Origin of the sequence: Chitinophaga sp. CF118, from assembly GCF_900112615.1 — a bacterium.
Taxonomy (GTDB): domain Bacteria; phylum Bacteroidota; class Bacteroidia; order Chitinophagales; family Chitinophagaceae; genus Chitinophaga.
In genome coordinates, this window is the sequence record NZ_FOMK01000007.1 from 97,891 (window position 1) to 112,125 (window position 14,235).

General features: G+C 42.8%; 2 protein-coding genes. Both read left to right on the forward strand.

Annotation, left to right across the window (positions count from 1 at the left end; translation table 11 throughout):
- Positions 1–57 precede the first annotated feature (57 nt).
- Positions 58–13,206 (forward strand): SDR family NAD(P)-dependent oxidoreductase, encoded by a 13,149-nt coding sequence (locus BM176_RS23685; RefSeq protein WP_090106824.1) that lies wholly within the window; start codon positions 58–60, stop codon positions 13,204–13,206.
- Between the two features lie 6 nt (positions 13,207–13,212).
- Positions 13,213–14,208 (forward strand): acyltransferase domain-containing protein, encoded by a 996-nt coding sequence (locus BM176_RS23690; protein ID WP_090106825.1) that lies wholly within the window; start codon positions 13,213–13,215, stop codon positions 14,206–14,208.
- The last annotated feature ends 27 nt before the right edge of the window (positions 14,209–14,235 follow it).

The following is a 14,235-nucleotide window of genomic DNA, read 5'->3' on the forward strand; positions in this document are numbered from 1 at the left end:
GCAATTTTCTAATCTATGTACTATTGGAATCAAGATTGTCTTTAAAAACAATAACCCATGGAAAGAGCACAGGAAATATCCGGAAAAACTCTCTGTAACAGAGGTTACGCATTGAATCTGCCCCAGATGCATTGGGGTGGGATGTCCGAAAACTGGTTATTGAAGGAGTTGGGGGATATGCATTGGGCAATGATTGCCGAGGGCTTAGGAGTGAAATCGGGCGATCTGGTGAATGGCAATGGAGAAAGGCTCTATGCAAGTTTTGTACGTTTGCGCTGGGAGAGCAATGCTAGTTTATTTTCTTTCAAAGAAAACCAGGATATATCCCTGAATGGCGAATTGTCGCGCTATGGGAGTAAAATGTTCTTCAGTGACACTGAGGTCACCTGTTCCGATAAAAAAATAAAGGCATCCTTAATGTCCGTTTTTTCTACACTAAAAGGAGGTGATAATAAGGAGCTTAAAATAGGAACACCATTGGCGTCCGACTCCAATAAAATCAATGCATACAGTGAGCTTCCGAAATTTGCAAAGGAATATATCAGAACCAAATCGGAATTATCTACGCCTACTGATAAATTTAAAGACATACGCATCGACCTGGCAGGAACGTCCTTCCCGCTGGATTCGAAAACAATATATACCCGCGACTATAAAATTGAACCCGTTGATGACGTAAATGGTGTGGGACTACTCTATTTTGCTTCTTTTTCCAAGATATGTGATAAATGTGAACGACCCTATTTCCATGAGCTGAATAAAGCCAATGAAAAAATGGAAGACTGGGCGTATAATGCCTCCTGCATAGCACGCGATATTTTTTATTTTGGCAATGCCAACGCTGAAGACGAATTAATCTATAATCTTGATAGTTGTCAGTTTGTTGGTGAGAATAAAATTGAATTAGTTTCCTCACTTTATCGTAAGGGGGATGGTCACTTAATCGGTAAAATCTTCACTATTAAGGAACTTTCTGAATCGATAAAAAACAAGGTTAATTCTCTTCCTTCCCCGTTACCACACCAAAAGGAAGTAGGGGAAAATACAGGACATAACCGCGAAAATATAACTAAGTCGATCCTTGATTTCCTCTCCTCTATGGTGGGAGTAGAACATATGACGGAGGTGACGGATTTACGGCTTCTTGGATTAGAGTCGGTCATATTTATGGAGCTTTCCGAACATTTAAGCAACACCTTCGGGATACAAAGTAATCCCAGCAGGTTTTATGGTCTATCCACGGTAAAGGATATCGTAGATTATGTACTGCAAGGGTCGGGACAGGCTATTGAAGAAGAAAAGAGTTCTTCCACAACGAAACGGGTTAAAAACACAAATCCGCCAGATCCGGATGCTATCGCCATCATCGGCACCTCCTTTCGCATGCCTGGGGCAGCTAATAAGGAGGAACTCTGGGAAATGCTGATAACAGGAAAATCGGCTATAGGAGAACGGCCTAAAGAAAGATGGACCTGGCCTGAATGGCTCCGCCTGAATACTACTGACAAAGGAATCGATCGCGGCGGCTACCTGAAAGATATTGACAAGTTTGACGCTTCTTTTTTCAGGATCTCTCCCCGGGAGGCAGAATTGATGGACCCTCAGCAAAGATTACTACTGGAGCTTACCTGGGAATTATTAGAAGAAGCAGGATACAAAGCATCTGCAGTAAGAGGGAGTAAAACAGGAGTCTACATCGGTGCCAGCGGTAGCGATTATGAGTTATTATTAAGAGAACAAACGGGACAGGAAACCCTAACAGGTACAGGTACTTCTCCTGCCTTAATGGCCAATAGAATATCCTACTTCTTTGATTTTAACGGACCAAGCCTTCAGATAGATACGGCTTGCTCTTCGTCATTAGTAGCCCTTCATGAAGCCGTGAATGCCATAAGGTCTGGTGACTGCACCCAGGCCATAGCAGGGGCTATTCATTTGATGTGCCATTCCTCAAGGAGCTTAGCTTATCATCACTCTAATATGCTAAGTGTGGATGGTAAATGCCAGACTTTTGACGATAAGGCGAATGGATATGTAAGAGCTGAAGGTTCGGTTCTGTTATTCCTGAAACCATTGACAAAGGCAATAGAAGATGGAGATTATATTCATGGAATCATTAAAAGCACAGCGGTTAACCATGGAGGACAATCCGGAGGTTTGACCGTTCCCAACCCGGAAAAGCAACGCCAATTAGTAGAAGACGCTTATAAGAAGGCAGAAATAGATATTACTACCGTCAATTACATAGAAGTTCATGGTACAGGCACCAGCCTGGGAGACCCTATAGAAGTAGCCGGATTAACGGCGGCATTTAAAAACTTACGGGCAGATATGCCTGGCAATAAATCATTGCCGGCACCCTGGTGCGGGCTAGGTTCCATAAAAACGAATGTTGGCCATTTAGAAGCGGCTTCAGGTATGGCAGGCATAATGAAAGTTTTACTGTCAATGGAACACAGGCAACTGCCACCGACTATAAACTTTAAGAACCTAAATACTAAGATAGAATTAGAAGGTAGCCCCTTTCATATTCAAAACGAGCCCGGGCCCTGGCAGCCAGTACTTCCTGATGAATCATTAAGAGCAGGAGTAAGCAGCTTTGGAATAGGAGGTGCCAATGGACATGTAGTATTAGAATCATTTTATAAGGAGAAAAAAAATGCAGGAGAAAATGCAGGTCCTTACCTTTTTGTATTGTCTGCCAGGAATAGTGAAAGATTAAAGGATTATGTAAGGTTGATTGTGGAGTACATCGGAAAAAAAGCGGATATAAATCCATCCTCTCTGTCTTATACCATGCAAACTACAAGAGAAGAGATGGAAGAGCGTTTAGCCGTCGTATACCAGGATTTAAATGAATTAAAAAGCAGCCTTAGCGAATATATTAACGAATCTTCTTTGCATCTCTACACGGGAAATATAAAGAGAGATATAAAATCAATTGAGATCTTCCGTCAGGATCGGGCAATAATAAAAGAATGGCTGAATACAAAACAGCTACAAAATATTGCAAAATACTGGTGTTATGGTGCAACATTCGATTGGTCTTTGCTCTACCCTGATAATATACCCGATAGGATCAGCTTACCAACTTATCCATTTGCCAGGGAACGGTATTGGATACCCGAAATGGAAACGCGGGAAAAACATGATGATAGCAGCCGGTTACATCCACTATTACATTACAACAGTTCTACTTTAAAAGAGCAAAAATATACCAGTATATACACTGGCAGTGAATCTTTCCTGTCCGATCACAAAGTGCGGGAAGAAAAGGTGCTGCCCGGCGTTGCCTATCTGGAATTAGCCAGGGAAGCCGGAGCCCGGTCAACAGGGGAAAAGATCAACTGGTTGAAAGATGTAACCTGGCTAAGTCCGATACGAGTAAACGAAATACCTGAAAAAGTAAGCATCTGCCTTTATTCATCCGGGGAAGAAGTAGGTTACGAGGTTTATAGAGAGAATGGCGGGCAGGAGCAGGTGAGCAGCCAGGGAAAACTCAGTACAAAAATGCAACAGGCACCAGAACGCCAGAATCCGGAGGCAATACGGCAAAGGCTATTCCATACAAAGGAGCATGAAACCTGTTACAGCTTATTTAAAGCAATGGGCCTTGATTACGGAAAGAGTTTCCGCGGGATAGAAAAGCTTTATTACAGTGAAGAAGAAGCCTTGTCCAGGATCAGTTTACCCAATGAAGATGGTTATATACTGAACCCTGGCATACTGGATAGCGCTTTGCAAACCTGCATAGGCCTGGGTTTTGCGAAAGGTGATCAAGTCCTGTCACTTCCCTTTAGCGTAAGGGAAGTCAATATATACCAGGACCTGCCAAAGACGATCTGGTGTTATGCAAGAAAAAGCAAGAACAATAAAGCAAACGGTAAAGTAGTCAGTTATGATATTGATCTGCTTAATAATAATGGAGAGGTGTTACTCAGTTTTAGAGACTTTGTTATGTTGCCTTTGGATAGCCTTTCAAAAAAGACATTTGCTCATTTATATAGTAACAGCTGGCAATTGTCGGAACAGGTAACGAGCAGTCATGAGGAAACAAACGCTACCCAACTTGTACTTTTAGCAGGCGCCCCTTCAGGCTTGGCCGATAAACTCACTGAAACATTGCAGGTAGAAGTAAGGGCTATTAACCAGGAAACGACGGAAGCCTGTTTTATGAACTTGCTGGAAACAGTAAAAGAAAAATTAAAAACGAAAGAGCCTGCGAACATAATGGTAGTTTGCCAAAGTGCAGACTATATAGACTATGGTTTTGTATCTGGATTGTTAAAGACAGCTACGCGGGAAAACCCAAAAATAACAGGGAAAATCATAGTTGTGGAAAGTTTATCTGTCCGTGATCTGGAAGAGCTTACTAAGATCCTCGAATCTGAGCAGCGAACAATGGAGACAGAAGTGAGATATAGTGGTGGAAACAGAGAAGTCAAAACTTTACAATCTGTTTCAGGCATAATAAACATGAGCATCAAAGAAGGTGGAGTATATTTAATAACAGGCGGCGCAGGGGGCTTAGGAAGAATTTTTGCGGAGCACATCAGTAAAACCAAAAACACGAAGCTCATCCTCACCGGAAGAAGTGAGCTCAAAGAATCGATCTTAGAAATACCTGGTGCAATATACTACCGCTGTGATGTAAGCAATAAAGACGAAGTGTTTTCTTTAATTAAAACGATCAAAGAAAAATACCAGAAACTGGATGGGATTATTCATAGCGCAGGAGTTATCCGCGATAGTTTTATCATCAAAAAGACAGCCGTAGAAGTCACGGAAGTATTCTCTCCCAAAATAGCGGGTGTCAGGAATCTGGATGAGGCCACAAAAGAAGAAGCACTGGATTTTATGGTATTCTTCTCATCCATATCGGGCATATTGGGCAATACAGGTCAGGCCGATTATGCCTCCGCCAATGCTTACCTGGATAACTATGCCCATCATCGCGAGGAACTAAGGATAAGAGGGAAAAGGCAAGGCAAAACGCTTAGTATTAACTGGCCGCTATGGAAGGAGGGAGGTATGCAGGTAGATCCGGCATCTGCCCAATACCTGGAAACGCAGTGGGGTATGCTGCCATTGCCTGCAGAAGAAGGGATCAAAGCATTTGAAGCGTTACTTGGCAGCACCATTAGCCAGGGAATAGTAGCCTTTGGATCAGGAGAAAAAATATCCAGAGTACTACTCAATAAAGGCGAAAAAACACAACAGAAAGCGCCTTTAAAAGATACAGGCAACAGTAAATCTGCAATAGAGGCAATATTGATAGAAATGTGTTCCGCTCTACTTAAGCTGAGCAAAGAAAATCTGGACACTGAAACTGATTTTTCGGAATATGGGGTAGACTCTATAATGATGATGAAGATCCTCAATATGCTGGAAGCAAGGTTTGAAATAGCCATGGAGCCTACCGCTATTGTAAGTTATCCCACCATATCCTTACTGGCAGGATACCTGGAAGAAGAAAAATCACTAACGTTAAAAGAGTCCACACCAATTAAGGACAACGAAAACAATATAGCGCCTGCCATACAAATACGACCAGAGCGTCCCCGCTTTGGAAGAAGTTCGAAGAATAGTGGGAAAGTGGCTATTATTGGCATGTCTTGCAAACTACCGGAATCAGATAATCTTGATGAGTATTGGCAGAATTTACGATTGGGGAAAGATCTGATCAGCGAAACACCGACAAACAGATGGGATGCCTCAAATTATTATTCGGCAAACACAACTCCTGGCAAAACCTACACCACAAAAGGAGGATTCTTAAAAACTCCGGGATTGTTTGATGCCCGTTATTTTAAGATAAGTGATGAAGAAGCCATAGCGATAGATCCCCAACAGCGGATCATACTGGAACTTAGCAGGGATTTGTTATCCCATGCCGGGTATAGGAAAGAGGAGTTGGCGAATACAAAAACCGGTGTATACATTGGCGCAAAGGATAACAATTACCTCCGCAATAATTATCATCTCCTGCCGGCAGGAACTCACCAGCATACAGTTGTGAATAGCATCAGCAATATGATTGCGGCGAGGGTTTCTGACTTTTATGATCTGAAAGGAACCAGCCAGGTGATTGATACAGCTTGTTCCAGTTCGCTGGTAGCTATTCATCAGGCCTGTGATGATATCCTGAATGGAAAAACAACGATGGCCATAGCAGGAGGCGTATCGATCATGGTGGATGTATTCGGTCATATAGGATTTAGCCAGGCCGAAGTATTATCCAGGGATGGAAGATGTTATGTTTTCGATGAACGGGCAGCCGGGTTTGTGATGGGAGAAGGTGCAGGCCTTCTTATGCTGAAAGATTACGATCAGGCCCTGGCAGACGGGGACCGGATAATTGGTATCGTTACAGGATCCTCGGTTAACAATGACGGGCAAACGATGGGATTGACCGTGCCCAATAAGGAAGGGCAAAAAGAAGTGATCAAAGAGACACTGGAAAAGGCTGGAATATCACCTGAAGAGATCACTTATTATGAAGCGCATGGCACCGGCACCTTGTTAGGCGATCCGATAGAAATTAAAGCGGCCACAGAAGTATATAGAGCAAGTACTGCTAATAAGCAATACTGTGCCATAGGCTCCGTTAAGAGCAATCTTGGTCATACGATGATGGCAGCAGGCGTAACAGGGTTGATAAAAATCCTGCTGCAAATGGAACATAATCAACTGGCACCCACCTTGCATTGTGAAAGCCTGCATCCCCGGTTTAAGTTTGAGGAATCTCCCTTTTATCCTAATACAAAGCTCAGGGAATGGAATGCAGACAAGAAAATAGCTGCCATATCCAGTTTTGGATTCGGGGGAACTAATTGCCATATGGTGATAGAAAAACCAGCAGCCGGCAACACATTAATAAAAAGGGCAGCTCTCCCGGTAGAAAGGTTGTCCAATAATTCATATTGGCTGGGAACAGAAAATAATAACCCACTAAAAGAAGAAAGTCCAATAAAAGAAAAGATTATTTATGATGAACCGTTAATGCGGGACCACCAGCTTTTTGGCAAACAAGTCCTGATGGGAGTAGCACACCTGGCCATGAGTATTGACACTGGATTTAGACAATATCCCGGAAAGGCATTGAGACTTGAAAAGGTATTATTCTCTAATCCACTGGTGCTGGTACCAGGAGAAATAGCCCAGTTAAAGAGTATCACAGATCCGGCATCTAATCGTGTTAGCGTTGAATATGAAATAGACGGGAAAGTAAACATATCCTCTACGTGTGAGTTGAATCAATTCTTAGCAACCGAAGATAAAATGGATGTTGCTAAACTAAAAAAAGATAGCGTTAAAGAACTGGAGGCAGAACAATTTTATGTTCATAGGGATCAGTCCTGTTATGGATCCACTTTAAGGACTGTTCAAAAAGTCTGGTATCTGCCAAACGGAGATTTGCTGGCGTCGCTTCGGGTAAGTGATGAGCAATTGAAGCATACACAAACTTTTACCATTCATCCTGCACTATTGGATGGAGCCCACGTAGCCAGTACATTGTGTCTGCACCGGGATATCGAAAAGTCAGTTAATAATCACTGGCCGCCACTTATGATAAAAGCAGTGGAAGTTATGGGTGATTCCTCCGGTTTCATTTTGCAGGATTACTACTGTTATATTTCACCTGTTAAAAGTAATGCTCAGATAGCCGAATTTAATATTAAGATATTAAACCCGGATGGCGCCACAGTCGTTCATATGCCAGGCTTTACAACTAAATCAGTACCTGACCCGGCGAGCCTGTTTGGCGAAAAAACTTCAAAACCCATCTCCTCACCAGCAAACCATGATATGCAGATTACTTCATACCTACAAAATAAAATTGGAGAGGTTTTGCGCAAACCTCAAACAGAGATTTCAGTAGCGCAAAATTTCATGGATATGGGCCTGAATTCCGGCCAGATGATTGGCATATCTCAACAAATAGAAAAGGAGTTGGACATAGAATTATATCCCACACTCTTTTTTGAATATCAGAATATAGAGGATTTAGTAGGTTATTTTAATAGCGATCATGCAGGGAAATTAGCAGAGAAATTTGGGAAGAACAATGGAGAAATATTACAGGAAATAATTCCGGAAGCAGGGAAACCTCTACCGGTTGAACAAAAAAGTTCTACCCCGGAAAAGGCAGTATTCAAACATGAGGAAATATCCAGGAAAGTGGAACAGTCCAGGATGGAGGACATCGCCATTATAGGAATGAGTGGCTATCTTCCTCAATCTGCCGATTTAACAGAGTTTTGGGATCACATTCAGGCTGGCAGAGATTTGGTCACAGAAATCCCGGAGGGTCACTGGGATTATAAACCGTGGTTTGACGAAAACCGGGAAGCTGCTAATAAGACGTACAGCAAATGGGGAGGTTTTCTCAAAGACATAGACAAGTTTGATCCGCTGTTCTTTGGTATTGCACCACTACAGGCAACATGGATGGATCCCCAGTTAAGGTTGTTACTGCAGTCAACTTACCACACATTTGAAGATGCAGGTGTGGTAAATGAAATAAAAGGAAGCCGTACCGGCGTATACGTGGGAAGTTGTTTTCATGAATATTGGGATGAGATAGTGCGGGCACAAACATCTATTAGTGATTACCAGCATACCAGCAGTATTATGTCCGGTTTATCTGCCAGTGTTTCTTATCATTTTGATTTACAGGGAGCCTCTGTACCACTGGATAATGCCTGTGCGTCATCGCTTACAGCTTTACACCTGGGGTGCCAGGCAATCCGTAACGGAGAAATAGATACAGCAGTTATAGGAGGATTGAATGTTCTGTTAAGTCCCCTGCATTACGTTTATTTTTCAAGAATGCAGGCATTGTCACCAACAGGAAGATGTCACACATTTGATAAAAAAGCAGATGGCTATGTACCTGGAGAAGGAGTTGTTTCCATATTGATCAAACCATTATCCAAAGCGATAGCAGATGGTAACAAAATTCATGGCATTATCAAAGGCAGTGCAATCAATCATGTGGGGAAATCCAATAATCCTACTTCTCCGCGACCTGAACTTCAAACGAGGTTATTAATCGATGCCTGGAATGCAGCAGGCATAAACCCGGAAAGCATCAGTTATTTAGAGGCCCACGGCACTGGTACAGGGCTGGGAGATCCCATTGAGATCAATGCATTAAAACGCGCCTTTAAGCAATATACTGATAAAGAAGGCTTTTGCACCATCGGCTCTACCAAGGCTCATGCAGGCCATTTGGAAGCCGCGGCAGGGTTAACAAGTGTGATCAAGGTGCTGCTTATGATGAAACACAGGACCATTCCTGCGATGCCTAATTTTGAGGAGCTGAATCCGTATATCAAAATAGACGGTTCTCCTTTCATAATCAATAGAAGTAATGAGCCCTGGAAATCTGATAAACCATTAATAGCCGGCGTGAGCTCCTTTGGCATGACAGGAAATAATGCGCACGTTGTGATAGAAGAATATCAATCAAAGGACATAACCGCATATAGCAGCTCATCACCAGTTATCATACTCTTATCAGCCAGGGACAAAGACAGACTTAAAGCGATTGCAGGTAATCTTAAGAATTACCTGCAATCGGACCCGGGAGTAAACCTTCACGATATAGCATACACGTTACAGACAAACAGGGAGTTTATGGACGAGCGACTGGCATTGGTAGCAAAAGACAAGGAAGAACTAACAACGCAACTCACAAGTTACCTCGAAGGGGAAACCAATCATCTCATTACAGGCAATATTAAAAAAGACAAATCCGACTTTCTGCTGGAAGGAGAAGCTGGCAAAGGGTACATTGAAATGGCTATCAAGCACAAAGAAAGCAAATCTTTAGCCAGGCTATGGGTAAAAGGCATAAGCCTTGACTGGACTTTGCTTTACCCGGATCAGAAACCCAATAAGATCAGCTTACCGATGTATCCGTTTGCAAGGGAGCGGTATTGGATACCTCTATCGTCCGCAATCACATTACCTGCACCCCAAAAAAATATAAGCTTATTGACGGAAAGAGAATCTGTAGTTTTCACTGAAGGTTGGCAACCGATTACGCTAAAAGAAAATAGAAGCCGTCCTGGTAAAGTGTTGGTTTTGAGTGATGGCTCCAGTATTGGTTTAATAAAGGAATTAGAAAGGGCATTTGATACAATCACTGTAGTTTCTCCGGGAATAGAATATCCTGGATATTTAAAAGATGTAGCTGGTTTAATAGATCTCAGTGCACTGGAGAATGAAGCAGGCATCCGTTATGAATGGATTGGTTTGATCCAGAAATTGATCGAAAAGTCGGAAAGCCTGCCTTTGAAATTATTGATAGTTAGTAACGGAACATCTGACGTTGAAAACTTAAAAGGAGCTGAACGATTTGGATTGTATCATATGCTTCAGGCAGAATATTCCAAGGTTGACAGTCTTCATATTCACATCAACAGAGGGTTACAGGAGAAAGAACAGGGTAAGTTAATAATAGATGCTTATAATAGCCAGAATCAATACACAAACCTCAAAAACCTTCAAGGCAGCTGGCATCATCCGGTATTGAAATCCATCATCTTAAGAAAACCGGCAGCCTTTTCTATCACTTACCCGGTATTGATTACCGGAGGCACCAGAGGCATTGGTATGACCTGTGCCAAACATCTCGTGCTAAAGCATAATGTTACCAAACTAATTCTTCTGGGAAAAGATGAACTCCCTACCCGGGAAAGTTGGGAATCGATGAGAACAGAAGACAGCCCCTTGGGCAGAAAAATCAGCGACATTCTTTTCCTTGAGCAGGCAGGGGCCGATGTAATAGTATTAAACACCCCGCTATTGGATAAAGAAAGATTAAAGGCGTCTCTGGATGATGTGCAAAAGCTGTGGGGACCAATTAAAGGATTACTGCATTGTGCGGGTTACATAGATACAGAGGATGCTGTCTTTATCAATAAAACGGTACAAAATATTGCAAATTTACAAATGCCCAAGGTGGCGGGACTGAACAATCTGCACGAGGCTCTCCGGGAACAGGCGACTGAATTTGCAATCCTCTTCTCTTCTATATCGGCCCTCGTACCAATGTTGGCCGCTGGCTTTAGCGATTATGCCATGGCTAATAGTTATATGGATCATTTTGCTGTGTATCAGCGATCCCAAGGGTATAACTATACAAGTATTCAATGGCCTAGCTGGAAAGAAACAGGAATGGGTGAGGTGAAAGGAGGGGCTTATGAAGATTTGGGGCAGTTATCAATCACAAATAAGGAAGCCCTGGAGATCCTTGATGCTGTTATATCCGACAGAGGATTGCCGGCTCTTATTTTCCCGGCAGTGTATGAGCCCTCTAAATTTGATAAGGATACTTTATTAATGATTCCGGGAAAAGGAATTCCGGCTGAGTATTCCGCAGTCAGGGCAAATGTTCTGCCCGATGCCGGTGACTGGCTAAAAGAACTGGTAAGTAACGTGCTGGGAATGCAGGCGCAAGACCTGGATATGGACACAGCATTGCAGGAGTATGGCGTAGATTCTATTACTCTGTCACTATTGGTTAAACGATTGGAAACTAAAATAGCGGATGTACGTATATCCCCCACAGTGATTTTAGAGAACCCCACTATCAGACTGTTGAGTGACTATTTAAAAGAACATTATTCCAAAGAGTTATCCGGGCTTTTAAATAAATCAGATGACCTAGTATCTGCAGAAAGAGAGCCCCGGAGTTATACAAAACAATCAATCAGTAATACGGAAAGCGAAACCAGGCGGAATATACCTGATCAAAGAAAACCTGATAATACCCGGATTGCTGTTATTGGAATGGCCTGTCATTTTCCGGATGCAGATAACCTATCAGCGTATTGGGAGAACCTGAAACAGGGCAAAGACAGCATCAGGGAGGTTCCTGAAAGTCGTTGGGCTATTGAGGATCACTATGATGCCGAAGGTAAAACAAACGGCAAGAGTATTAGTAAATGGGGCGCATTTCTGAACCGGATAGAAGACTTTGACCCGGCTTATTTCGGAATAAATCCGTCGTTAGCCAGTTTCATAGATCCATTGGAACGGCAATGGCTGGAAGTAAGTGCCGAGGCTATAGCAGACTCGGGATACGCAAAAGAGGACTTGTGGGGAAAACGAATTGGTGTATATGCAGGAAGCCGGGCCAGCAATTTTTCAGATAAGATAAGTAAGAACCACAAAGATGTAATTGTAGGAGTGGGGCAGAACTTTATCACTGCACACCTGGCGCATATCTATAACCTGAAGGGACCTAATATGGTAATAGATACTGCCTGCAGCAGCTCCATTACCGCCATAGACCTGGCTGTAAGAGGGTTGCTTACAGGGGAAACAGAACTTGCCCTGGCAGGAGGTGTGGATATACTCCTTGATGAAAAATCATTTATTACACTTAGTACAGCAGAGGTATTGTCTCCCGATGGAAAGTGCAGAACTTTTGACGAAAGAGCCAATGGCATCGGACTGGGTGAAGGATGTGGCGTTCTCGTACTCAAACGGCTGGAGGACGCTATAGCCTCCGGCGATAAAGTATACGGTGTAATTGAAGGAACAGCGGCTAACAATGACGGCAATACGATGGGAATCACTACGCCCAATCCGGAGGCCCAGCTTTCCCTTATGAAGGATGCCGTTATCAAAGCAGGAATTGATACTTCCACCATAAGTTATATTGAAACACATGGTACAGGTACCCTGATAGGAGATCCGATAGAATTGAAAGCCATTACCCGGTTGCTGGAAACTGATGGCCGGGGAAAAGGAACTTGCGGTGTGGGCAGTGTAAAGAGTAATATAGGACATTTACTATCCGCTGCAGGTATTGCCGGTGTTATCAAAACATTACTTTCAATAACGGCCGGACAACTTCCACCTACACTTCATTGTGAAAAACCAAACCCGCGATTTGATTTTGCTAATTCGCCAGTATATCCTGTAACACAATTGCAGCATTGGAATGGGGTGGACGGAATAAGGAGGGCAGGCGTTAGTGCTTTTGGCCTCGGGGGCAGTAATGCTCATGTACTACTAAGTAATGCCGGCATTCCGGATGCCAACCGGGTACAATTACCATTTACAGGGCCTTCTATTTATTTCCAACGTCAACGATATTGGCCAAAAGAAGAGCAAGTGATTTTTAAACAGGAAAAAACGAATCGGAAAGAAGCTTTTCAAAAGTATTTACATTTCACCGTTGATTGAAAAATCATGGATACTAATATCAAAATTGTATTCTTGTTCTCAGGTCAGGGAAGTCAGTACAGAGGCATGGGACAAAAGCTATTTGAGCAGAATGCTCTTTTCAAAAATAGCCTGGAGCAAAGTGATAGAATAGTTCAGCGATGGTTGCATCGATCATTGATCGATGAATTGTATGGTACGAAACAACAAAGATTTGATGACCTGCTTATCACGCATCCCGCTATTGTTGCCGTTGAAATCGCTATGGCCAGCGTGATGCAGGGGCTGGGTGTCAGGGCTGATTTTGTAACAGGGAATAGTCTTGGTGAATTTGCAGCTGGAGTAGTGAGTGGAGTATGGACTGCGGAAACAGCTATTGAGGCGACTATTGAACAAGCTAAGTCAATTGTTAGAAATAATACTACGGGAGGAATGGTGGCAGTCATGAGCCGGAAAACGGGGTTTCTGGAGCATCTCTATCTCAAGCATAACCTTTTTCTGGCATCGGACAATTTTGATGGTCACTTTACCCTGGCAGGATCAATTCAAAATCTGAATGCATTTCAATCCGAATTAGAGAAACCGGGAATTGATTTTTTACGCCTCCCGGTCAATCACCCTTTCCATTCCCCACTGATAGAAAATGGGCGCAACGGATCCATTTACGATATGGCAGGTATGCCATCCTTATCAGTTCCAACGACTGGATTTGTATCAGGATTACAATGTGAAGAGCTGACCACGCTACCGGAGAATTATTTTTGGGAAGTGATAAGTAAATACACCGATTTCCCAAAGATGGTTAAATATATTGAAAAGAAAAGTACTTGCTTTTATATCGATCTGGGGCCTTCGGGAACAAGCGCCAGTTTTGTTAAATACAATCTGGACCACACATCTTCATCTCAGGTTTTTCAGATCATCACCCCTTTTAAAAGAGAGCCCGAACAATTAGAAAAATTACAGGAAATCCTGGCCGGAAAAAATAATTTGATGCAGGGCGAACTGAAATCTGCAATATAGAAATGTTTCTAGTACTGTTGGATTATA

Excerpts from the sequence above, each read along its gene's own strand:
- BM176_RS23685 (WP_090106824.1), top strand. The coding sequence starts at position 58 with ATGGAAAGAGCACAGGAAATATCCGGAAAAACTCTCTGTAACAGAGGT.
- BM176_RS23690 (WP_090106825.1), top strand. The coding sequence starts at position 13,213 with ATGGATACTAATATCAAAATTGTATTCTTGTTCTCAGGTCAGGGAAGT.